Origin of the sequence: Flavobacterium azizsancarii (assembly GCF_027980145.1) — a bacterium.
Lineage (GTDB): Bacteria > Bacteroidota > Bacteroidia > Flavobacteriales > Flavobacteriaceae > Flavobacterium > Flavobacterium azizsancarii.
Genome location: NZ_JAMZNK010000052.1, coordinates 1 through 23369 on the forward strand (window position 1 = coordinate 1; position 23369 = coordinate 23369).

The window sequence follows — 23369 nt, forward strand, 5'->3', positions numbered from 1 at the left end:
TTTAGAAAAGTTTATAGAAGACCATTTTAGCCCAAATTTACATTTTTCAAGAAACACTCTGTAAATCTACTAGTATAATAAAAGAAAGAGGTCGTCTTTTCAGACAACCTCATTTTTTTATGCTTAATTTTTATTTTTAGCTTCTATCCACTTTGCCATGTATTTGGTACTTTTTAGAGTATGATGTTGCAACAAACTCCCCATGAAATTATGCAGACGATGATTCTCAGAATCATTCAAAAGCGAATTAATTTTTGTCACCAAAGCCGTTGAATACTTACTCAATTGATAACATTCATTCACAATTGCAACTCCATTTTTTTGAGATTGTTTCCACAAGTTTTCATCATGATATAACTCAACTGCTTTTTTTGCAAACAGTTCGACATCATCCGTAATAAAACCATTCCACGGTAAATTTGCATGCATTGCTTCAGAACCAATAGCCGAAGTTATGCTTGGCGTTCCACATTGCATTGCTTCTAATAGTTTACCTTTTAAACCGGCACCAAACCGAATTGGCGCAAGAACAATACGTGATTTCTTAACAATCTCATTTGCATTTTCAGCTCTTCCCATGATAAAAAAACCGTTTTTAGGCTGATGCAATTGCAATACTTTTTGCGAAGGATAAGCACCAAAAACCTCCAAAATAGCTTCCGGAAATTGCTTTTTGATCAATGGCCAAATCGTTTCTTTCAAATACTGAACCGTATTCCAATTGGGCTCATGAAGGAAATTACCAATGAATACAAAATTTTTACGCTCCTCAAACAAAGGCAATTTCAGAAGATCCAATTCAGACATTTCATATACCAGAAATGGCAAGTAGTAAAGCAAATCAGAATTAATTTTAAAAACCTCATTTAAAATTTTCATTTCAAATTCAGAAATAATAAAAGACAGATCGCATCTTAAAATACTGGCAACTTCACGTTTAGCAACTTCCTCAGACAACAAATCCAGAAGTTCGAAAGCCCTGTTTTCCTTAAAAGCTTTTTGTCTTGCCGTTCTTAAACAATGTAAATCTTCGGTATCCAATAACCGAATTGCTTTTGGACAATTTTCAGAAACCCGCCATCCAAATTGTTCTTCGATCATAAAACGATCAAACAAAACAACATCCGGATTCAATTCGATAATGAAATCATCAAAACTGGAATTATTGAGTTCTATGGATACTTTCTTTACTCCAAATTCAGATAAATCGACCATAAAATCACTGTCTAAAGCAGGGCTCGCAAATGTAATCTCAAATCCGTTTTGTTTAAAAATAGAAATCAATTGCATCATTCTTCGGCCCGCTGCAGACGAATTGGGTTCAGGCCACACAAAGCCAATGATTAAAAGTTTTTTTATCTGATTCATTTTAAAATATTTCAAGCTACAAAATAATGCTTTTTTGAGCGTAATCATACAATATTTCCTGATTTTTAGTAATAAAAAACACTAATTTTGCAAGAACTAAAATGCCGGGAAATTATGTTAGGATTAAAATTAGCCACAGACCCTCGTTGGGTAAATATAGTAGAATCGAATATCGAAGAAATTTTGACAGACCATGCGTGGTGTGAACAAAAAGCAGCTTCGAATGCAATAAGTTTAGTTACTTACAATTCTGAATTAGAAGAATTAGTAACCGAAATGCTCGTGATTGCCAGAGAAGAATTAGAGCATTTGCAAATGGTTCATGACATTATTAAAAAAAGAGGCTTGACATTAGGGCGCGAAAGAAAGGATCATTATGTAAATGAACTTTTTAAATTCATGAAAAAAGATGGCAGCCGAAAAGATGCACTTTGCGATCGTTTATTATTTTCAGCAATGATCGAAGCCAGAAGCTGCGAGCGTTTTAAAGTACTTTCGGAAAATATAAAAGATGAAGAATTAGCTAAATTCTATCGCGATTTAATGATTTCTGAAGCCGGTCATTATACTACTTTTCTAGGATTTGCAAGAAAATATACAGACAACATAGATATTGATAAACGCTGGAAAGAATGGATTGAATATGAAGGTTCAATTATTACTAATTACGGAAAAAGCGAAACCGTACACGGATAATAATCTTCAACATTCGATTTTAATCTTACCTATAAATACCATAATTTGTTATGTCAACAAATAAAACGAAGTCTATTTTATTAAAAACGGCTAAATACCTGGGAATTACTTTTGTGGTAATTATAGGTTTGTTATTCTTAACCCCTATTATTTTTGCTGACAAAATCAAAGAGCAGATTAAAAAAACAGCTAACGAAAAATTGACTGCAGAATTGAATTATTCTGACGTTTCTGTTTCCTTTTTTCAGCATTTCCCTTCCCTAACCCTAACTTTAAGCGATTTAAGCCTTAACGGATCAGCGCCTTATACAAGCGAAAAATTCATCACAGCAAAAGAGGTTTCTTTTGGAATTGACGTAGCCAGCCTTGTATTTAGCAAAGAAGTAAAAATTGATCAGATTTATTTATCCGACTCATTTATTAATGTAAAAGTAAATGCAAAAGGAGAAGCAAACTACAATGTTTACAAATCATCTGCGAATGCAACCGATCCTAAAGACAGCACTGACGCCGATGCATCACTAAAACTCGAAAAAATTGAAATTCTAAACAGTAAAATAATTTACGACGACTTGTCAACTAAAATTCATTTTGATGCTTTTGGATTTAATTATTTAGGAAAAGGGGATTTAACCAAAGCTGTTTTCGATTTATACTCAAAAGCCAAAATCGAAAAACTAAATATCGTTTATGAAGGCGAACCTTATTTAATGAACAAAAAGATTGATGCCGATTTAATTACTAAAGTAAATGTAAACTCGTTATCTTTCTATTTTCAACAAAACAACCTTAAAATCAACCAGCTTTTGGTAGATTTCAAAGGGAAATTTGATTTCCTGAAAGACGGCTACAACATGGATTTTGTCATTAAATCAGATAATAGTAAGCTGTATGACGTTTTTACAGCTTTTCCTCCCAAATACATTACCTGGCTTTCTAAGACCGAATTAAAAGGGAATACCAATCTACTTTTAACTTTAAAAGGAAACTATATTGCATCACAAAATATCGCTCCTGATCTTGATCTGGACGTAAAAATAGACAGCGGATTTGTAAATTATAACAAAAGTGCATTTCCGGTTTCTAATCTTAATTTAGAGGTAAAAACCAAAGTGCCGTCCTTAAATCCGGATCTTGTTATCGTTGACGCTAAAAACTTATCTTTAAACATCAACAAGGATTATTTAAAATCGAAATTCTATGTTGAAGGTATAAATACCCCAAATATCAATGCTGATTTTAAAGCTAAGATAGATCTGGAAAAACTAACCAAAGCATTAGGAATTCCTGCCATAGTTCTAAAAGGAAACCTTGAAGGAGACGCAAAAGCAAATGGAAAGTTTGATCTGAAAAACAAACTTTTCCCGGTTACAAACGGAACTATTAATTTGGAAAATGGATATCTAAAAACACCATACTACCCAAATCCTATTACAAATATTATTATCAAATCTACAATCAACAATCAAAAAGGAACTTTTGATGATTTGAAAGTAAGCCTAAAACCAACTCAATTTACATTTGAAGGCAAACCTGTTTTTGTAGAAGCTGACCTGAGCAACTTTAATGATTTAACGTACGATATTAAAGCGAAAGGCGAACTTGACATTAATAAAATATATAAAGTTTTCTCTCAAAAAGGACTTGATCTGGATGGTTTCGTAAAAGCTGATTTAGTTTTGAAAGGAAAACAAAGCGATGCAGAAAAAGGGAGATACAGCAAACTTTACAACAAGGGAACTCTCGAACTTAGAAATATTGGCATTACATCAGAATATTTACCAAAAAAATTCATCATCAAAGAAGGAATTTTCAAAATCAATCAGGACAAAATGTCGTTCAATAACTTTTTGGCTGCTTATGGCGAATCAGATTTTAAAATGAATGGATACCTGCAAAACGTTTTCAATTATGCAACCACAAATACAGGCGTTTTAAGAGGCTCTTTTAAGGCCACATCCCGATACATCAACGTTGATGAATTTATGTCAAATACTCCGGCAAATACTTCTGTAACACAAACCAAAACTGAAACTCCGGCGCCACAAACCGCAGCAAAAACGGGAGTAATTATAATTCCGACTAATTTAAATTTACAATTTACAGCAAATGCGCAAAAAGTAAATTTCGACAAGTTAAACCTTCTTAATGCAGTTGGAAACTTAAACATGAACAAAGGCAAGCTAAGCATGCAAAATACCGGTTTTAACTTAATTGGCTGCAATGTTGGTATGAATGCCAATTATCAGGCAATAACTCCACAAAAAGCAAATTTTGATTTTAGCATTAAAGCAGAAGATTTTGACATTAAGAAAGCCTACAACGAAATTGAAGTATTTAGAAAAATGGCCAGTGCTGCTGAAAAAGCACAAGGAATTGTTTCTGTAGATTATCAGTTAAAAGGAAGACTAAACGGGAACATGGATCCGGTTTATCCATCGCTTACGGGTGGAGGAACACTTTCTGTAAAAGATGTAAAAGTAAGAGGATTAAAAATGTTTAATGCCGTAAGCAAAGCAACAAACTCTGAATCTATGCAAAATCCCGACCTTTCTAAAGTTGATATTAAAACTACAATCAAGAACAATATCATGACTGTAGAGCGCTTTAAATTTAAGTTTTCCGGCTTTAGACCAAGAATTGAAGGAACAACAAGCCTGGACGGAAAACTAAACTTAAAAATGCGCTTAGGCCTACCTCCTCTTGGCATATTCGGAATTCCCCTAACCGTTACCGGAACACAGGATAACCCGAAAATAAAGCTAGGAAGAAAAGGTGAAGACCTTGAAGAAACTAAAGATTCTGAGTAAAAACTAAATTCCAATTTTGGAAATTCCAATTTAACGATATCGGCCTTTGTCAAATTTTAAAACTTTGACAAAGGTTTTTTTTTTGCAATCTTGCCATTTCGACCGAAATTAATACAGGGGTCACTTTGTATTAGCTCAACCTACAGCTTAAACATACAACATTGCGGAAACATACAAAATGCCCTTCGCCAATAACCACAACAAAACTGCCATTCCTAAAAATCCCCAAGTAGAATTTCTATCTCTTCTCCAGCTTATAAAAAAGGTTGGAATCTCCCAATATTTGATGACAATATAAATACTTGCCCCAATTAAAGAAGCCCAAATCATCTCGCCGGAATGAATATAAAAACTATAAAACAAAACTGACGAAAGAAAAAGAATTGTAACAAATTGCAAATAATAATAATTCTTATAATTATACCTAAAATTTTCTTTGAGCGATAAAAGCAAAAAGGAAACAATCAACAAACCAGTCAAAGCAGTTATAAAATACGAAAAAAGCGGATCAAATTTCTCTATAAGAATACCAGCAATAACTAAAGCCAACACAACACAAGCGGCGAGCGAATAAATACTTCTTTCGACAGCGTTATCCTTAAAAGGAATTAAGATTGGAGAAATGTATTTTTCTAAATTACGCCAAAATGGTAAAGCACAAATAAACGCCATACCAGAAACAACAATTTCATAATTATACAATGTATCTTCCGGAACTTTACTCAATACATAAAAAAGAGCCGCAGTAACAATAAGCGCAGGAAGACAGATCGTTTTTACTACTTCCCATCGACTAGCTTCCCAAAAATTATTTTTTACCACATAAACATACCTCTTGACTAAATATTGCTGCGTAAAAATAGCCGTTGACTGACTCCATAACAAAAACAAACCTATATGAATCACTACCGTTCGCAATGTCATTTCTTCTATGTAGCATCCAAAGAAAATACAAGCTGCACCAATTAATAACAATTCATATGTCAATAAAATCTGAGAAAACAAAACTTTGAACAAAGGCGCAAACTGCCTTATAAGCAGACCAATAATCAGACCCCAGTAATTGCGCATTAAACCTATAACTGCGCATACGCCAATAAATGCAGCAAGATATAACATCCAATTAGTCAGTGATTGCGTCTGCATCCATAACTGGACCGCAGAATTTTTTACCGGAGTATATAAAATACGCGAGTTGGCGTAAACTTCGCTTGCCAGTTGATTTCTTACCGTATCATTTATTATTGAAAACTGGTTTTTATGTTGCTGCCAATAAGCATTAGCATCATAACCACTTTTTTGTAAAACGGCAAATTCATACAAAATCTTTTTTTGATTATCGTTTAACGACACGATTTGCTCAGTAGAATCAATTTCTTTTGCAAATAGGCTTGTACAGAAAAGAAATAAAAGAAAAACTATTTTTTTCAAAATTCAAGTAGATTAATTCCTCCAAAAATACAAATAATATAACTCAATGTACACCTCAATAAATTAGTATCCTGTCAAAATAAGACATACGATTGGCACAAAAACAAAAAACCCGCTCTTTTCAGAACGGGTTTTGTAATAAGTAATCTAATGATTATGCTTCGAATGGAAGGATAGATACATAAGATTTGTTATCTCTTTTCTTTTGGAACTTAACAACTCCAGCTACTCTTGCGTGTAGTGTGTGATCTTTACTGATGTAAACATTTTCACCTGGATTATGTTTTGAACCTCTTTGTCTAACGATGATGTTTCCAGCAATAGCAGCTTGACCTCCAAAAATCTTAACGCCTAAACGTTTTGATTCTGATTCTCTACCATTCTTCGAACTACCGACACCTTTCTTGTGAGCCATGACGTATGAGTTTAAATATTGTTATTATTCTTTAGTAGCTTCTTTTTTTGCTTTTGGAGCTGCTGCTTTCTTTACTTTAGGAGCTTCAACTTCCTCAGTAGCTGCATCTTCTGCCACAACTGCTTTTTTAGCTGCTGCTTTTTTAGTTCCGCCTGCTGCAGTAATACCTTCAATTACAATTTGAGTAAGATATTGTCTGTGACCATTTCTCTTTTTGTATCCTTTTCTTCTTTTCTTTTTGAAAACGATAACTTTATCTCCTTTTAAGTGTTGTAACACTTTAGCTTCTACTGAAGCACCTTCTATAGCTGGGGCGCCTAAAGTTACGTTACCATTATCGTCTAATAAAAGAACTTTGTCAAAAGAAACTTTTGAACCTTCTTCATTAGTCAAACGGTTAACATAAACCTTTAAGTCTTTGCTTACTTTGAATTGTTGCCCTGCTATCTCTACGATTGCATACATACCAAATTGATTTATTGATTTTTAAGGTTGCAAATATACAATTAATAATTTAGTATGCAATCTCTTATTCTAAAAATAATTATTTTGCATAAAATACTGTTTTTAAAGACATTTCACGTCTTAAAACAAAACATTTAGCGGTAAAATACTGTTAAATTATCGTCAAAACAGAGCCAAACCCTTAATTGATAATTAAAAAAAGTTATTTTTGGCGTAACGATAATCAACTCTTGGCTACCTATAAGTTATAGGCAAATAAAAATTATTAATCTTTATGAAAAAATCAATAATGATGTTAAGTGCAGCACTAATGCTCGGCGGAGTGGCTCATGCTCAAAAGGTAGCTTTTGAAGAATATAATTTAGATAACGGAATGCATGTTATTTTGCACAACGACCCATCGGCTCCCGTTGTAATTACCTCAGTAATGTACCATGTAGGATCAAAAGATGAGCGTCCTGACCGAACCGGTTTTGCACATTTCTTTGAACATTTATTATTTGAAGGAACACAAAATATAAAACGTGGCGAATGGATGAAGATCGTCACTGCAAATGGCGGGGTAAACAACGCCAACACTTCTGACGACAGAACTTATTACTACGAAGTTTTCCCGTCAAACAGTTTAGAACTTGGTTTGTGGATGGAATCTGAAAGATTAATGCATCCTATTATTAATAAAATTGGTGTTGCCACGCAAAACGAAGTTGTAAAAGAAGAAAAAAGAATGCGTTACGACAATCAGCCTTACGGAAACATACTTCCTGAGGTTAAGAAAAACATGTTCAAAAATCATCCGTACCGCTGGACAACTATCGGTTCTATGAAAGATTTGGATGCAGCAACGCTGGAAGAGTTTCAGGCATTTAATAAAAAATTCTACACCCCAAACAATGCTGTTTTAGTGGTGGCAGGAGATTTTGACAAAGCTAAAACCAAAGAATGGATTCAGAAATATTTTGGTCCAATTCCGCGTGGAGAAGAAGTAAAAAAACAAACTTTTGTCGAAGAGCCAATTACTCAAACGATAAAAGCAACTTATGAAGATCCCAATATTCAGATTCCAATGATTGTTGCTTCTTACAGAACACCTTCGATGAAAACCAGAGATGCAAGGGTTTTAGATTTGATCTCTTCTTATTTAAGTGATGGAAAAAGCTCTAAACTGTATAAAAAAATAGTTGACGACAAAAAAATGGCTCTTCAGATTGGTGCTGTAGGTTTTAGTCAGGAAGATTACGGAATGTACATTTTATACGGCTTACCAATGGCTCCTTATACAACAGCCGATATCTTGAAAGAAATGGATGAAGAAATTGTAAAAATCCAAACTGACTTGATTTCTGAAAAAGACTATGAAAAACTACAAAATAAATTCGATAACAATTTTGTGAACGCCAATGCAAGCGTAGAAGGAATTGCTGAAAACCTTGCTTCTTATTATTTGCTTTACGGCGATGTAAATCTTATTAACACTGAGATCGACCTTTACCACTCTATTACAAGAGAAGAAATTAGAGAAGTGGCTAAGAAGTACTTAAATCCTAATCAGCGTTTAATTTTAGATTACATTCCTTCAACTAAAGTTCAAAACTAAGTCTATCGAATCATGAAAAAAATACATACATTTTTAATCCTTTTATTCCTGACTGGAATTATGCAAGCACAAGATCGCCCACAACCAAAACCAGGCCCATCGCCAGTAGTCAACATCAAAAAACCACAAACTTTTGTTTTGGCAAACGGTATGAAAGTTTTGGTGGTTGAAAATCATAAATTACCAAGAGTAAGTTTTAACCTAACCCTGGACAACGCTCCTTTTACCGAAGGAAACAAAAAAGGTGTAGATGAATTAACGAGCAGCTTAATTGGCAACGGAAGCAAAAAAACAACCAAAGAAGCTTTTAACGAAGAAATTGACTTTTACGGAGCTAGCCTTAATTTTACATCATCAGGCGCTTATGCAAGTTCTCTTTCTAAATATTCAGGACGCGTTTTAGAACTTCTGGCCGAAGGTGCGCTACAACCTAATTTTACTCAAGCTGAATTTGATAAAGAAAAAGCAAAACTAATTGAAGGACTTAAAGCCGATGAAAAAAGCGTTCCTGCAATTGCCAGCAGAGTTGTTGATGTTTTGGCTTATGGAAAAAATCATCCTTCGGGAGAATACATTTCAGAAGAAACAGTAAAAAACGTAACTCTGGAAGATGTTCAGAAAAACTACGCTACTTATTTTGTTCCTGAAAATGCTTATTTAGTAATTATTGGAGACATTAAATTCAAAGAAACAAAGGCAGCCGTAGACAAACTTTTTGGCGGATGGAAAAAACAAGCTGCACCAAAAAACACTTATCCAAATCCTGAAAACGTTTCTAAACTTCAAATTGATTTTGTAGATGTTCCAAATGCGGTTCAATCTGAAATTTCGTTAGTTAATACTGTAACTTTAAAAATGAGCGATCCTGATTTTTTCCCTGCAGTAATTGCAAATCAAATTCTGGGAGGAGATTTTAACAGTTACCTGAACATGAATTTACGCGAGCAGCATGCCTGGACATATGGCGCAAGCTCAAATATTGGAGCTGGGAAATATGTAACTAAATTCAAGGCTTCATCAGCCGTTAGAAATGCTGTTACTGATAGTGCAGTAGTTCAGTTTATTAAAGAAATAAAAAGAATCAGAACAGAGAAAGTTTCTTCAGATGTTTTAAAAAATGTAAAAGCAGGATATATTGGACGATTTGTAATGCAGGTCGAAAAACCACAAGCTGTTGCCAGATACGCCCTGAATATTGAAACAGAAAAACTTCCTGCTGATTTCTACGAAAAATACATTCAGACCATCAATAATGTTACCGCAGACGACATTTATCGTGTTGCCAACAAATACTTCCTGCTAGACAATATGCGAATTGTAATTGCAGGAAAAGGCTCGGATGTTCTGACTGGTTTAGAAAAATTGCAAATTCCGATTTTCTATTTTGACAGATACGGAAATCCTGTTGAAAAACCGGCAACCAAAAAAGATGCCCCGGCTGGAATTACTGCAAAAACAGTTTTCGAGAATTACCTTAATGCAATTGGCGGAGAAAAAGCGGTTTCTTCAGTAAAAACATTGGCAATGACAGGAACTACAACCGTTCCGCAAGCACCAGGACCTTTGACTTTTACATCTAAACTGGATTCGAAAGGAAAAATGATGGTTTCTCTTGCTATGGGAAATATGAACTTAATGAAACAAGTAGTAAACGAAAAAGGTGCTTATATCGAACAACAAGGACAACGCAAAAACCTTGAAGGTGCAGATCTTGCCGACATGAAAGCTAGCGCTGCTCCTTTTGAAGAATTGCAACTTGTAAAAAGAACAGACCTAAAAGTAGAAGGAATTGAACCTATAAACGGCAGCGATGCTTATGTAATAAAAGATAGTAAAACAACGTATTACTACGATGTAAAATCAGGCTTAAAAACAGCAAAAGGCAAAGTTCGCGAACAAGACGGAAAATCATCTGCTCAAATAACAAACTTTAACGATTACAGAGAAGTAAAAGGCATCAAAGTTCCTTTTAATTTGATTCAGAATGTTGGTTTTGAATTGGATATTAAAATATCTGAAATTAAGATTAATGAAGGGGTTTCTGAGAAAGATTTTTTATAAAGGTTCTGAGGTACTAAGTTGCTAAGGTTCTAAGATTTTAGAAGCTTTGTCAAAGTTTAAGAACTTTGACAAAGCTTTTTTTATGCGCTCTTATTTGTCTGGCTGAACGGAGTAGAAGCCTGACCCTATTAGATCGCGCAGTATAATCCCTACGGGATAAAACACTTGGTGGTTTAATGATATTTCTACCAATATGCAATCTCTCCGAGATAGAAAAGCAGGAATTAAATATTTGATAGAATAAAAAATGTCAATTTATAATCTCTTTTTTGAAATAAAGAATAAACATTGAATGTTTAGAAATCAAAACCTTACTCCATTAGGAGTTTAATGTTGGTAGAAAAATGAACATGAAAAATAAAAAAATGTCCCGTAGGGACTAAATTACATGGCTATAACACAATTTTGTCATTTCGACAAAGGAGAACGGACGAAGTAAATCACATGAGAAACTCCACCCCTAAAATCTCCAATCCTTGCAGAATATCTGATGTAATTTCTGCTTCGTCAGAAATGACAAAAAATACGCATACAATAATTGTGGTTACTTTGTGAAATATTTTTAAGTTCTAATTTTCAAAAGCCTTTGAACCTTTGAACCCTTACATCTCTGAACCTTCTTTCACAACAAAGATATTCAATTCAAAGCTTTTATTTCTTCGCAGACAAATAAACCCCAATCAAAATAATAAATGCTCCAAAAAACTGAATTGACGTTAGCATTTCATTATCTAATAATCCCCAGAAAAATGCCACTATCGGAATCAAATACGTTACCGATGTTGCAAATACCGGCGACGACATTTGTATTAATTTAAAGAACAAAACATTCGCGATTCCGGTTCCTAAAACTCCCAGAACCATTACAAAATAAATCGAATGCTGCGTGATATCTATATTTATTCTTTGCGAAATATCAGTTGTACTTAAAATGATTAATGCAGGCAAAAGCAAAACAGCAAAATTCCCTGTTGTAATACTAACCGAATTCAAATCAGACAAGTATTTCTTGATTAAATTGACATTTATAGCATAACAAAGTGTCGCAATGACAACGAGAATCACATAATAGTAGTTTTGCCCCGAATGAGCTGACGCGCCACTAAAAACCAACAATAAACAACCTACTAAACCAACAAAAACCCCAAGAACCTGTCGTTTTTGAAACTGAATTCCAAAAATAATTATTCCTAAAACGAGTGTATTCAAAGGTGTCAGCGAATTTAAAATCGCCACAATCGAACTATCAACCTGAGTTTCTGCAATAGCAAAAAGAAAAGCTGGCATAAAAGTGCCAAAAACAGAAGTTATGGCAACAAATTTCCATTGACGGCGCGAAATTTTCTTTAGACTCTTAAAGCCTACAATTAATAAAAACAAAGCAGCAAAAATAATTCGGAACGAACCCACCTGAACAGCTGTCAAACCAACCAGACCTCTCTTTATTAAAATAAAAGAACTTCCCCAAATAAGAGAAAGAATAAGTAAGTAAGCCCACTTTAATTGCTTTGCATCCATAAATACGATTTTGATGCAAATTTGTAATAATTTTATGAACTGACCTCCTCCTTTTTATTAATTTTGCAAAGAACACAACTTTATCTAATTAAAAATCATATATAATGAAATTTACAAAAATCGTTGCCACTTTCGCAATCGCAAGTTTAGTATTAGTAAGCTGCAAAAAAGAAGAAGACAAAAACCTAGCAAATATAAAATCTGAAACTACAGTGGTAAAAGAACACAAAGCAATTGCTGCCGAAAATGTTCAGACTGCAAGTTTTGAAATCGAAGGAATGACTTGTGCAATGGGATGTGCAAAAACTATCGAAAAAGAATTGGCTGATTTAGATGGTGTAGAAAAAGCTACGGTTGATTTTGACAAAAAAACGGCTACTGTTGTTTTTGACAAAACGGTTCAAAATCAAGAAAAATTAACTAAAGTGGTTCAGGCAACCGGAGACGGAAAAACATACAAAGTTTTGAATACTAAATCTTAAAAAAAATCTAATATTTTTTTTTAAAAATCCCAATATTTTTAAATTCCAAATCCCAACAACAATTGTGATTTAGAATTTTTGTTGGGTTATTTTCTTAAATTGACATTGGATATTTTTCTTAATTTTAAGACATAAAAAAGGGCGATCAAATTTTTGAACGCCCTTTTTTATGTCTTAGTTTTCTACTTCCATTTCAAAGTTTCCATTAGCCTTTGCATATCATTTTTTATATAACTTGCCGCTGGCATAATAGAATCAAAATTAGGCTTGGCATAAAAATAAACTGATCCTGTTATAAAATGCTTTGTACTATCTGTAACGTAAAACTGAGAGTTTGTAGCCGCATTCCCGTCAACTTGATAAAACATACCATAAACCTTTTTTTGAGGGTTTAAATACGGTTGTTCTAATATATCATCTGCCTTAATAACATGTTCATACGTTAATTTTTGGGCATCTTTAAGCAATTTATTGATATCACCATTTACTAGTTTGTATGTCAGGTAAATAGTGGCCTTCATTTTAGGATATGTAATTGCAAATCCACAATCTTTTTCTCCTTTAATTATAGCTGCTTCATTCATCTCAAAAGAAAACGGACAATTATTTTCAAAACCAACGTATTTTGCTTCAGGATAATCTAAACGAAGATAACCCGCCGGCTTGGGCACGACATCATCTTTACAACTTAAAACAGTCAATGCCAGTAAAATTGTTGCTATTGAAATCGTCTTTTTAAACATTCTAATCTATTGTTACTTTTATTTGTTTTACACGCTTTTTATCAACTGTTTCTATTGTAAAAACACAGTTTTCGAAAGCTACTTTTTGATCTTTTTTAGGAAAATTACCCAAAATTTCAAGAATAAATCCTGCCAATGTTTCGGCTTCTCCTTTACGCGATTCAAAAACGTCTTCATTAACATCAACGATTCTATAAAAATCTTTCATGTTTATTTTTCCTTCAAACAGAAAATTCTTTTCATCTATCTGCGAGAAATTCAAATTTTCATCATCAAACTCATCACTAATATCTCCTACTATTTCTTCTATAACATCTTCCAGAGATACTAATCCTGAAGTTCCTCCATATTCGTCGACCACAATCGCCAAATGGCTTTTAAGGCTTTGAAAATCCTTTAATAAATTATCGAGTTTCTTATTTTCAGGAACAAAAAAAGCTTCTCTTACTAAAGAGGTCCACTCAAACTCTTCCTTATCTATATGAGGCAATAAATCCTTTACAAATAAAATGCCTTCGATCTGGTCGATATTATCTCGGTAAACCGGAATTCTCGAAAATCCTTTCTCAATTATTTTAGGGCAAATGGCACTAAATGACTCAGATACTTCTAATGCAAAAATATCAATCCTGGGACTCATTACCTGCTTGGTATCTGTGTTTCCAAACGAAACAATTCCTTCCAGTATTTTTTGTTCTTCGCTTGATGTTCCTTCAGAATCTGTTAATTCCAGCGCCTGAGAAAGCTGATTGATCGAAAAACTATTCTTTTGCTTTCCTAATTTATTATGCAAATATAGCGTAACACTGCGCATTGGTAAACTTATTGGCGAGAGTAATTTGTCTAAAATAGCAATTGGATATGCAATTTGTTTTGCGAATTTTATATTATTTCTACTTGCGTAAACTTTAGGCAAGACTTCTCCAAACAATAAAATAAAAAAAGTAACTACAACAATCTCAAGAATAAATTTTAACGCAGGAGAACTAACATTTGCAAAAACATTCTGTCCTACAAAAGAGAATAAAATAACGACTCCAATGTTAAAGAAATTATTGGCTACAAGCAGGGTTGCCAGAAGTTTTTTGGGTTTGTCTAAAAGATTAGAAATAATTTTTCCTTTAGTCTGGCTTTCCTGTACAGTCTCGTCGATATCTTTTTGAGACAAAGAAAAAAGCGCTATTTCAGCACCTGATACAATTGCTGATAAAAACAGCAAAACAAATATTCCGACAAAACCAATTATTAAATTGATGTCTAAAGTGGTATTAAAAAATAAACTGGGCTCCGGGTCCAAATTAAAAAAGATTAGTTAAACAATCAAAAAGGCAGGTCGTTTATAGGCAGGCCTTCACTCGTCGCATCAAAGTTAGTATTTTTTACTGGTTCTGAATCGTGGTTTGGCTTCTGATTTCCAGTTTCTTTTTTGGTAGTCAAGAAAGTAAACTCAGTTACCTGAATTTCTGTTGTATATTTTGTAGTACCATCTTCGGCTTGCCATTGGCGCGATTTTATGCGTCCTTCGACATATATTTTATCTCCTTTAGAAAGATATTTTTCGCAAATTTCAGCTGCTTTATTACGTACAACTAAATTATGCCACTCCGTCGAAGTTATTTTTTCGTTGGTAGTTTTATTAATATAAACCTCATTTGTAGCTAATTGAAAACGTCCAATGCAATTTCCTCCATCAAAATAATGCATTTTTACATCATCTCCTAAATGACCAATTAGCATAACCTTATTTAATGTTCCGTTCATAATTTATTCGTGGTATTTATCCCAAAGATACATTTTTTTAGCAATTTATTTCTTGCTTTTCAATAAAATTACAAATTACAATTGGAAAACAAAAATTTTTTAAATCACTGGTATTCAATCTATTTTAAATTATTTATCGGATCTTATCTTTGCGTAACTGAATTTAAAGTCACTGTATTAAAAATATACAAATTGATTGTAAAACCATAAAAACAATATACTTTCGTAATAAATTACTTACTCATTAATCTCGCTTTTAAAACCACTCCTATGTTTGAAAACAAATCAGGATACAGTCAAACCTCAAATAAAGATCTGCATTTTATTTTAAAGATATTTTCGCTTTGTTTACCAATACTAGGGTTTCTTATTTATGCCAAAAAGAAAAACTCAGAACCCAAAGCTGCTACTTCGGCTTGTGAAATGGCAATCGCCGGGATTTTCATTGGAATTTCTATCAAACTTTTCCTGTATGCTTATCAACGATAATACTTAAACTTCTAATTCAAATTTCTTTTCAATAAAATTATAAATTACAATTGGAAAGGGAAAAGTTTTCAATTCACTGGTATTCAATCCGCTTTCTATTACTTCTGCAATCTTGACTTTCCAAAACTGAATATGAAGATGCTGGTGCGAAAGTTTATGAATAACAGTTGTTTCTATACACTCCTCTATACTTAATATACTATAGGACGGAAAAACATCATTTTGAACTGCTTTTGAAACAACATCAAAGCCAACAATTTCTGTCGTTTCTAAAAGAGGAAACTCATACAGGTTATGCCAAATTCCTTTTGCTGTTCTTTTTTGAATTGAAGTATTTCCTAAAACATCTTCTAAAATTAAATAATTAAAGAAACGATTTGTGACTTTTAATTTTTTCGACTTTACCGGCAAAACAGCAACTTTCTTTTTTTGAAGTGCCGCACAACTATCATTAAAAACACAAACCGGGCAATCCGGACTTTTAGGAACACATTGCAAAGCGCCAAACTCCATAATTGCCTGATTAAAAATCGCAGGATTATCTTTTGGCATTAATTCGTGTGCTAACTCTGTAAACTCTTTTTTAGTGGCTGGCAGAGAAATATCAGATTCAACATCAAAATAACGGGAAAGTACTCTAAACACATTCCCATCAACTACAGGAACGGCTTCATTATAAGAGAAAGAAGCTATTGCTGCTGCCGTGTATTCGCCAACACCTTTTAATTTCAATAACTCTTTATAAGCATCAGGAAAAACTCCTTTGAGATCATTTGCGACATATTGCGCTGTTTTATGCAAATTTCTGGCGCGTGAATAATAGCCTAATCCCTGCCAGAGTTTCAAAACCTGCTCTTCAGAGGCATTTGCCAAATCAAATACGGTAGGAAATTCCTCGGTAAAAGCGAAAAAATAGGGCGTTCCCTGCGCAACTCTTGTCTGCTGCAACATAATTTCTGATAGCCAAATATGGTACGGATTGGTGGTTTTTCGCCATGGCAAATCACGTTTGTTTTGTAAATACCATTTTATCAATATGTTAGAAAAATTCATTGCAAAATACTTAGAATACAAAAGTAAATGTTTATGTAATTAAAATTTAACGAATTAGCTTGATTAATTATTTTTTTAATTCCTATATTTGCAAACTCAAAAAAATAGTACACCATTTATAAAATAAAATAGGAAAGAAAATGACGAAAGCAGATATCGTAGCGAAAATTTCAGAGAAACTAGGTCTTGAAAAAGGAGATGTTCAAGCAACAGTAGAAACTTTTATGGAAGAAGTTAAAACTTCATTAGAAACTGGAGACAATGTTTACCTAAGAGGTTTTGGAAGTTTTATTGTAAAAACAAGAGCTGAAAAAACAGGTAGAAACATTTCTAAAAACACCACTATCAAAATTCCAGCACACAACATTCCTGCATTCAAACCTGCAAAAGTTTTTGTAGAAGGAGTAAAAACGAATAACGAAGCAAAATAATACTATTAATTAATCATAAAATCGACACGATATGCCAAGTGGTAAAAAAAGAAAGAGACATAAGGTAGCTACGCACAAAAGAAAGAAAAGAGCGAGAGCTAACCGTCACAAAAAGAAAAAGTAGTTTTAAACTACTTTTTTCTTTTTAAACGTTCATTGAAATTGAAAAAAAAGATGAAAGAGAAAAGAATTATAGAATATAGACGTAAAAATCTATGTTCTTTACTCTATTCTCTATTAATCTTCTTTTCCCCGGGTTCAATACCTGTTAAAAAAATATTGTTTAATCCATCCTTGTAGAAGTTGATGGTTTTTGGTTTTTGGTTTTTGGTTATTTTACCAACAACTATCAACAAACAACCGACAACCAATTCACGGATAAAAATTTACAGTGTGAATAAAGAATTAATCATTAGATCTAGTTCTGAAGCCGTAGATTTTGCCTTATTAAAAGATGGAAAACTAATTGAATTACACAAGGAAGAAGAGAAAAGCAACTTTCAGGTTGGTGATATTTTTATTGCCAAAATACGAAAACCCGTTGCCGGACTTAATGCTGCTTTTGTAAATGTAGGCTTCGAAAAAGATGCCTTTTTACATTATCATGATTTAGGACCTAACTTAGCTTCTCAACTGAAATTCATAAAACTTGTAAGCGCAGGTAAAATAAAAGATTTCTCCCTAAAAACCTTTCAGTTTGAAAAAGAGATTGACAAAGATGGCATCATTACTGATATTTTAAGTGCCAATCAATCTGTTTTAGTCCAAGTTGTAAAAGAACCTATATCTACCAAAGGTCCAAGAATAAGCGCTGAGCTTTCATTGGCAGGAAGATTTATTGTTCTCGTTCCGTTTTCTGACCGCGTTTCTATTTCACAAAAGATAGAAGACAAAAAGGAAAAGGATCGTCTAAAAAAACTTGTATTATCTATCAAACCAAAAGGATTTGGTGTTATTGTTCGCACAGTAGCCGAAGGCAAAAACGTAGCCGAATTAGAAAAAGATTTGCAGAACCTGCTTGGCAGATGGACTGCAATGTGTAAAAAATTACCAACTGCTCATCATCCATCAAAAGTATTAGGAGAGCTCAACAGGGCTTCTTCGATATTAAGAGATGTATTCAATGATACCTTTAGTGGTATTCAGATAGATGACGAAGAGTTGTACCATCAAACGAAGGAATATCTGCAAGAAATTGCACCTTCAAAACAATCGATTGTTAAGTTTTATCAATCAAATGACACTCCAATTTTCGAGAAATACAATATAGAGAGACAAATCAAAACTTCATTTGGAAGAACGGTTTCTATGAGCAAAGGCGCTTATCTTATCATCGAACACACTGAAGCTCTTCACGTTATAGACGTAAACAGCGGAAATCGTTCGAATAAGGCGACGAATCAAGAAGATACCGCCATGGAAGTAAATATGATTGCTGCCGCTGAAATTGCCAGACAACTTCGTTTGCGTGATATGGGCGGAATAATTGTAGTAGATTTTATCGATATGTCTAATCCTGAAAACAGGAAGGTTCTGTTCGACTTCTTGCGAGAAGAAATGAGCGACGATAAAGCAAAGCATAAAATCTTACCGCCTAGTAAATTTGGCTTAGTTCAGATTACCAGACAACGCGTAAGACCAGAAGTTAATATTAAGACCAGAGAAGAAGATCCTAACAATGAACATGGCGAAATTGAAGCGCCAATTTTAATCATTGACAGAATCAAATCTGATCTGGACAGAATTTTAAAAACCCACAAAAATGTTGTGCTTAATGTACATCCGTTTGTGGCTGCATACCTCAGTCAAGGTTTTCCATCATTACGTTCAAAATGGTTTTTTGAACATAAGAAATGGGTGAAAATCATACCTCGTGACGCTTACACGTACTTAGAATATCATTTCTATGATAAAAAAGGAAATGTTATTTCAGAATAAAAACAGAAACCGCCTCTCGAAAGATTGGCGGTTTTTTTATGCCTTAAAGTTTTTCATTTATACGCCTTATGGCTTTTAACATTACAAAGAAAACTTATAATGGTCATTACAATACAACTTTAAAAGTACCTTGCCTAATATTTTCTTAAAGCTAAAAGACACAAAATGCAAACAAATAAAATCAATAACCTACGCAGAAATATCACTATTAATTTTCTGCTTATCACTATACTTTTAATCTCATCAAAAATATCTGCTCAGAATGACACTATTTTCTTTGATCAGAATTGGAAAAAAACCAACAAAGAAACTGCGCTTTATTATCGAATTAAACCACTGCAAAACAAAGACAAACCCGGCTGCTGGCTGCAAAGTAAAAAATACCGTTCTCTTTATATAATTAAGGATTATTACCTAAAAGACAACACACTACAATTTGAAGGATATTCAAAAGATCCCGAAGGAGAGCACTTAATAGGAAATGCTAAATGGTTTAGCGAAGATGGCAATCTTATTGAATCCAGAGATTTCACTTACAAGCAAAATGGAGACAGTCCTGGTTTTAAAATTCCAGAATGGCCAATTCTATTTGTAGATTATAAAATTGCCGTAAAAAGTCAATTTACCGGCGGGCTTGAATTTTGTTTAGATTGTGAAAACAAAAATAAATTGTTTTTAGGAGTAGGATTCGGAGTAACTTCTTATAACCATACTTACTATGGCTTACCTGATTTCCATTTATCCTATAACAGGGAGATTCTATTTGTCAAGAGCGGCCTTTCAGACAAACATGCCTATGCCCTGGCCGGAGTAACGCTGCTAAATATTATAGATTTAGGCTTTGGTTATTCACAGCCATTTAATAACGATAAGATTCCGGTAATCAAAGGCTTTACTTTTGGGACTACTTTCAGATTTTCAAGAAATCAAAAAGCATACACGCAAATCAGAGTCATGTAATAAAATCTATTCTCTAACAATTTCTATTTTTCTTCTTATTTCATTACCAAAAGCATCCACCACCGTAATATGATGTATTCCTGATGTTGGTGTAATTGGCAGTTCGTGAAACGTTTTTGTTGTTGCTTTGTAAACATTATCAACATACCAAAATAATTCTTTATCCCTCTCTGAATAGGCTACTTTAAGAATTACAGGCTGAACTTCGCTATTAAAATTCTTCGTTAAATAAATTTTGCTATTCGACTTTGGGTAAATAAAATCCATCGTTGTCGTTTGTGTTCCCTGACAATCTTCTTTAAAAGGAGGCAAAGGCAAATACTCAATATGCTGGCTTTTGTAATACCAAGCCATAACGGGCGGTAAAACAAACCAATTTTTAGTTACTATATTATCGATACTTTCACAACTGCTGTTAACCTGAAATTTCTCTGTTTTGTCTAAATGAACTGTTTTATGATATGGACAAACTGCTGTAGATTTTCCTTTTTTGGGAACCCATTGCTTGATTTTAGGACATTCCTCTTTTACCAGATAACCACTCAGGCGACAAACCTCTACTTCATCTAAATCTTTATAAGGTGTTTCGAACCATCTTTGTCTTGGCAATAAATTAAAAATATCAAATAAAACAGGCGCTGCACTAGTTACACCGGTCAAGGTTGGCCTTCCCTCGCCTGTTGCATTTCCCACCCAAATTCCCACTACATATTTCGAATTTGTTCCAATTGCCCAGGCATCTCTGTTCCCGAAACTGGTTCCTGTTTTCCAGGCAATTTTCAGGGAACTGTCATAAAACTTCCAGGCTTCATCTCCTTCAGGTCGGTTCACTTCTTCCATTGCATTATATGTCAACCAAATTGATCCGGCGCCTATTATATTCTTCTGGTCTGTTTCTGATCCAAAATCAGGCTCAAAATCATTTCTGTAATTGAGCTCTGTAAATTCTTTGGTTCTGTATTTTGCTTGATTTTTAGTATAATAATTAACCGTTGAAGACAAACTTGCATACGTTCTGCACAAATCCCATAAATTACTTTCGGCACCACCTAAAATAAGAGATAATCCATAATGATCAGGCGTTTTATTGATATCTCTTAATTTGAATTTCTGTAATTCTTCATAGAATTTATTCACGCCAAAATCCTGCAGCATCAAAACAGCCGGAATATTCAATGATCGTGACAAAGCACGATGCGCAGGCACAGCACCATCAAAAGTCAGATTAAAATTTTGAGGTGTATATCCTGCAATCTGCGTTGGAATATCTGCTACCAAAGTATTGGGCAACAACTCGCCATCGTCTAACATCGCAGCATATAAAAGAGGTTTCAGGATACTTCCGGTACTACGTGGCGCATCAATAATATCAACATCTTTTTGGTGGTCTTTATCTGTTGGGGCATTTCCCACATAACTCATGACGCTTCTATTTGAAACATCGATCACCAAAATTGCTAAATTATTGACTTCATTTTGCTTGTATTGATTGTAGTAATATTTTGCAATTTGATTTACTCTATTCTGTAATGAATAATCAATAGTTGTTTTTACACGTGTTCCTTCTTCTCCTTTTGCAACTCTTTGCAATAAATGTGGTGCAATTTGCGGAAGATCATACGGTTTTTGAGGTAATGGTTCTTCAACAGCCAATTCGTACGTTTGTTTATCAATTATTCCTTCCTTATGTAGTTTTAGTAAAAGTCGGTTTCGTTTGTCTAATAACTTAATCTGATTTTTACCCGGATAAATTAAACTTGGAGCATTTGGCAAAACGGCCAAAGTTGCATTTTCTGCCCAGGACAATTGATTGGATTGCACACCAAAATAACGCCATGCAGCCATTTCAAGTCCAACAACATTTCCTCCAAAGGGCGCATGAGCAGCATACAACTCAAGAATTTCATTTTTAGAATATCCTAATTCTAATCGTGTTGCGAGAATAATTTCGATAAATTTTTCAAAATAAGTTCTTCCTTTACCTTTTCGGGACAATCGGATAACTTGCTGCGTTAATGTACTTCCTCCTCTGACTACTTTTCCGGCTTTTCGGTTTTGCTTGATAGCATTTACCACCGCCACAGGATTAAACCCCAGATGTTTATAAAAGTATTCGTCTTCAAAATAAACAATACATTTCCTGAATTTATCGGGAACGCTGTCTTGGGCAGGAAAACGCCATTGTCCGTCTCTTGCTATTTTAGCTCCTAATAATTCGCCTTCTTTACTCTCGATTACCGTAGAATAAGGCTCCTGAAATAAAGTTCGGGGTAATGAGAAATAATAAATCAGCAAGAGCAAAAATGCAATTACTGATTTTATCCTATTTTTTTTAATCCAATTTATAATGCGTTGTGAGAACGCTATTAATTTATTTTTCAAAATAATATTATCATTTTCATATCCTAACAGGTTTCCAAAATCTGTTAGGCATCTATTTTCAATCCCCAAAAAAAATATCCTTTTCTATAACATACTTAACAGGTTTTGGAAACCTGCTAGAATAAATAACCTTAAGGATTTTCTATTCGTCCATTAAATAAATATCATTCATTAATCCTTCGTACATAATTCTCCTTTCATCATGACAGAATTCAAAATTTTCTAATCCTCCAAATAAATTCAAAATAAAATCTCTATCAATACTCGTCCTTCTTTCAGACAAATAAGAACGATATGATGAATGTAAATAACTTGCAAAATGTTCCGTAAATTTATGTTTAACAGGATTTAAATGAACATATACAATTAATTGCCTTAAATAATTTTCATCTTCTATTCTGTTTCTTTGTAAATGCTCCTGAAATAAACTTCCGGTTCTATTGTAAGCTTCATTAATACTTTTTGAATAGGCATTAAACAAATTCGAAAATGGCAGATGAATTTTCTCTTTTAATTTTTCGGAAATGTCCACTTTATCTTTTATCCTTAACACGATATGAAAATGATTCTTAAGCAAGCAATACGCATAAATATCTGCGATGGGTAAAATGTATTTCTTTACTTTTTCCAGAAAATAATTATAGTTCTTTTCTTCAATAAAAATATTCTCTTTGTTATTTCCTCTGTTATAAATATGATAATATTGTCCCGCTTCAAAAATATCCTTCTTCACCTTCAATGAACTTTTAAATTATTTCTTTAACTTTTT

The 23369-nt window shown here is 33.5% G+C and carries 20 protein-coding genes; 9 read left to right on the forward strand and 11 right to left on the reverse strand.

Translation table 11 applies throughout. The features are described from left to right. Positions 1-123: 123 nt before the first annotated feature. Entirely contained in the window at positions 124-1368 is a 1245-nt protein-coding gene (locus NJT12_RS21295; protein ID WP_271338111.1) for a glycosyltransferase, read from the reverse strand. A 114-nt stretch (positions 1369-1482) separates the two neighbouring features. On the opposite strand from NJT12_RS21295, the gene NJT12_RS21300 reads away from it, so the two are divergent. Together NJT12_RS21300 and NJT12_RS21305 are read left to right on the forward strand one after the other, a co-directional pair. Then, positions 1483-2064, forward strand: coding sequence for a MiaE family protein (locus NJT12_RS21300; RefSeq protein ID WP_035685975.1), 582 nt, complete (start codon positions 1483-1485; stop codon positions 2062-2064). A gap of 50 nt (positions 2065-2114) precedes the next feature. Continuing rightward, on the forward strand, positions 2115-4874 hold the full coding sequence (locus NJT12_RS21305) for an AsmA-like C-terminal region-containing protein (protein ID WP_271338114.1): 2760 nt from the start codon (positions 2115-2117) through the stop codon (positions 4872-4874). Positions 4875-5021: 147 nt separating this feature from the next. On the opposite strand, the gene NJT12_RS21310 is transcribed toward NJT12_RS21305, so the two are convergent. The 3 genes from NJT12_RS21310 to rplU form a co-directional block, all read right to left on the reverse strand. Continuing rightward, positions 5022-6305 carry a hypothetical protein gene (locus NJT12_RS21310; RefSeq protein WP_271338115.1) on the reverse strand — a complete coding sequence of 428 codons (1284 nt, stop codon included), beginning with the start codon at positions 6303-6305 and terminating at the stop codon, positions 5022-5024. Between the two features lie 154 nt (positions 6306-6459). Then, positions 6460-6720 carry a 50S ribosomal protein L27 gene (rpmA, locus tag NJT12_RS21315; RefSeq protein WP_035685981.1) on the reverse strand — a complete coding sequence of 87 codons (261 nt, stop codon included), beginning with the start codon at positions 6718-6720 and terminating at the stop codon, positions 6460-6462. Between the two features lie 24 nt (positions 6721-6744). Beyond that, the gene (gene rplU / locus NJT12_RS21320; RefSeq protein WP_271338116.1) at positions 6745-7185 is read right to left on the reverse strand and encodes a 50S ribosomal protein L21; all 441 of its coding nucleotides are present in this window, start codon (positions 7183-7185) and stop codon (positions 6745-6747) included. A 274-nt stretch (positions 7186-7459) separates the two neighbouring features. Here rplU and NJT12_RS21325 point away from each other — a divergent pair, with 274 nt between their 5' ends. Together NJT12_RS21325 and NJT12_RS21330 are read left to right on the forward strand one after the other, a co-directional pair. After that, positions 7460-8782 (forward strand): M16 family metallopeptidase, encoded by a 1323-nt coding sequence (locus NJT12_RS21325; protein WP_271338118.1) that lies wholly within the window; start codon positions 7460-7462, stop codon positions 8780-8782. A gap of 12 nt (positions 8783-8794) precedes the next feature. Then, positions 8795-10843, forward strand: coding sequence for a M16 family metallopeptidase (locus tag NJT12_RS21330; protein ID WP_271338120.1), 2049 nt, complete (start codon positions 8795-8797; stop codon positions 10841-10843). Between the two features lie 651 nt (positions 10844-11494). Here NJT12_RS21330 and NJT12_RS21335 read toward each other — a convergent pair. Further along, entirely contained in the window at positions 11495-12361 is an 867-nt protein-coding gene (locus tag NJT12_RS21335; RefSeq protein WP_271338122.1) for a DMT family transporter, read from the reverse strand. A gap of 104 nt (positions 12362-12465) precedes the next feature. On the opposite strand from NJT12_RS21335, the gene NJT12_RS21340 reads away from it, so the two are divergent. Then, on the forward strand, positions 12466-12843 hold the full coding sequence (locus NJT12_RS21340; protein WP_271338124.1) for a heavy-metal-associated domain-containing protein: 378 nt from the start codon (positions 12466-12468) through the stop codon (positions 12841-12843). A gap of 182 nt (positions 12844-13025) precedes the next feature. On the opposite strand, the gene gldD is transcribed toward NJT12_RS21340, so the two are convergent. The 3 genes from gldD to NJT12_RS21355 are packed head-to-tail and all read right to left on the reverse strand — an operon-like array spanning position 13026 to position 15347. Beyond that, a complete protein-coding gene (gene gldD / locus NJT12_RS21345) occupies positions 13026-13586 on the reverse strand; it encodes a gliding motility lipoprotein GldD (protein WP_271338126.1) in 561 nt (186 codons plus the stop codon). 1 nt (position 13587) lies between these two features. Then, on the reverse strand, positions 13588-14883 hold the full coding sequence (locus NJT12_RS21350) for a gliding motility-associated protein GldE (protein WP_271338128.1): 1296 nt from the start codon (positions 14881-14883) through the stop codon (positions 13588-13590). 23 nt (positions 14884-14906) lie between these two features. Continuing rightward, positions 14907-15347 (reverse strand): single-stranded DNA-binding protein, encoded by a 441-nt coding sequence (locus tag NJT12_RS21355; protein ID WP_271338129.1) that lies wholly within the window; start codon positions 15345-15347, stop codon positions 14907-14909. A gap of 270 nt (positions 15348-15617) precedes the next feature. Between NJT12_RS21355 and NJT12_RS21360 the strand changes: the two genes are divergently transcribed. Next, a complete protein-coding gene (locus tag NJT12_RS21360) occupies positions 15618-15836 on the forward strand; it encodes a hypothetical protein (RefSeq protein WP_271338130.1) in 219 nt (72 codons plus the stop codon). A gap of 3 nt (positions 15837-15839) precedes the next feature. Here NJT12_RS21360 and mutY read toward each other — a convergent pair whose 3' ends face one another. Further along, entirely contained in the window at positions 15840-16889 is a 1050-nt protein-coding gene (gene mutY / locus NJT12_RS21365) for an A/G-specific adenine glycosylase (protein WP_271338131.1), read from the reverse strand. A 140-nt stretch (positions 16890-17029) separates the two neighbouring features. Between mutY and NJT12_RS21370 the strand changes: the two genes are divergently transcribed. From NJT12_RS21370 to NJT12_RS21380, 3 genes are all read left to right on the forward strand, one after another. Beyond that, positions 17030-17320, forward strand: a complete 291-nt coding sequence (locus NJT12_RS21370; protein WP_007805026.1) for an HU family DNA-binding protein — start codon at positions 17030-17032, stop codon at positions 17318-17320. Positions 17321-17713: 393 nt separating this feature from the next. Beyond that, on the forward strand, positions 17714-19258 hold the full coding sequence (locus NJT12_RS21375) for a ribonuclease E/G (RefSeq protein ID WP_271338132.1): 1545 nt from the start codon (positions 17714-17716) through the stop codon (positions 19256-19258). Positions 19259-19423: 165 nt separating this feature from the next. Continuing rightward, positions 19424-20218, forward strand: a complete 795-nt coding sequence (locus NJT12_RS21380) for a hypothetical protein (RefSeq protein WP_271338133.1) — start codon at positions 19424-19426, stop codon at positions 20216-20218. A gap of 6 nt (positions 20219-20224) precedes the next feature. Here NJT12_RS21380 and pbpC read toward each other — a convergent pair whose 3' ends face one another. Together pbpC and NJT12_RS21390 are read right to left on the reverse strand one after the other, a co-directional pair. Then, positions 20225-22600, reverse strand: coding sequence for a penicillin-binding protein 1C (gene pbpC / locus NJT12_RS21385; RefSeq protein WP_271338147.1), 2376 nt, complete (start codon positions 22598-22600; stop codon positions 20225-20227). Between the two features lie 142 nt (positions 22601-22742). Beyond that, positions 22743-23333: a transposase gene (locus NJT12_RS21390; RefSeq protein ID WP_271338134.1), complete on the reverse strand. Its 591-nt coding sequence runs from the start codon at positions 23331-23333 to the stop codon at positions 22743-22745. Positions 23334-23369: the final 36 nt, after the last annotated feature.

Excerpts from the sequence above, each read along its gene's own strand:
- NJT12_RS21325 (WP_271338118.1), top strand. The coding sequence starts at position 7,460 with ATGAAAAAATCAATAATGATGTTAAGTGCAGCACTAATGCTCGGCGGA.
- NJT12_RS21340 (WP_271338124.1), top strand. The coding sequence starts at position 12,466 with ATGAAATTTACAAAAATCGTTGCCACTTTCGCAATCGCAAGTTTAGTA.
- gldD (WP_271338126.1), bottom strand. The coding sequence starts at position 13,586 with ATGTTTAAAAAGACGATTTCAATAGCAACAATTTTACTGGCATTGACT.
- NJT12_RS21335 (WP_271338122.1), bottom strand. The coding sequence starts at position 12,361 with ATGGATGCAAAGCAATTAAAGTGGGCTTACTTACTTATTCTTTCTCTT.
- NJT12_RS21370 (WP_007805026.1), top strand. The coding sequence starts at position 17,030 with ATGACGAAAGCAGATATCGTAGCGAAAATTTCAGAGAAACTAGGTCTT.
- NJT12_RS21295 (WP_271338111.1), bottom strand. The coding sequence starts at position 1,368 with ATGAATCAGATAAAAAAACTTTTAATCATTGGCTTTGTGTGGCCTGAA.
- mutY (WP_271338131.1), bottom strand. The coding sequence starts at position 16,889 with ATGAATTTTTCTAACATATTGATAAAATGGTATTTACAAAACAAACGT.
- rplU (WP_271338116.1), bottom strand. The coding sequence starts at position 7,185 with ATGTATGCAATCGTAGAGATAGCAGGGCAACAATTCAAAGTAAGCAAA.
- NJT12_RS21305 (WP_271338114.1), top strand. The coding sequence starts at position 2,115 with ATGTCAACAAATAAAACGAAGTCTATTTTATTAAAAACGGCTAAATAC.
- NJT12_RS21355 (WP_271338129.1), bottom strand. The coding sequence starts at position 15,347 with ATGAACGGAACATTAAATAAGGTTATGCTAATTGGTCATTTAGGAGAT.
- NJT12_RS21380 (WP_271338133.1), top strand. The coding sequence starts at position 19,424 with ATGCAAACAAATAAAATCAATAACCTACGCAGAAATATCACTATTAAT.
- NJT12_RS21300 (WP_035685975.1), top strand. The coding sequence starts at position 1,483 with ATGTTAGGATTAAAATTAGCCACAGACCCTCGTTGGGTAAATATAGTA.
- NJT12_RS21330 (WP_271338120.1), top strand. The coding sequence starts at position 8,795 with ATGAAAAAAATACATACATTTTTAATCCTTTTATTCCTGACTGGAATT.
- NJT12_RS21360 (WP_271338130.1), top strand. The coding sequence starts at position 15,618 with ATGTTTGAAAACAAATCAGGATACAGTCAAACCTCAAATAAAGATCTG.
- rpmA (WP_035685981.1), bottom strand. The coding sequence starts at position 6,720 with ATGGCTCACAAGAAAGGTGTCGGTAGTTCGAAGAATGGTAGAGAATCA.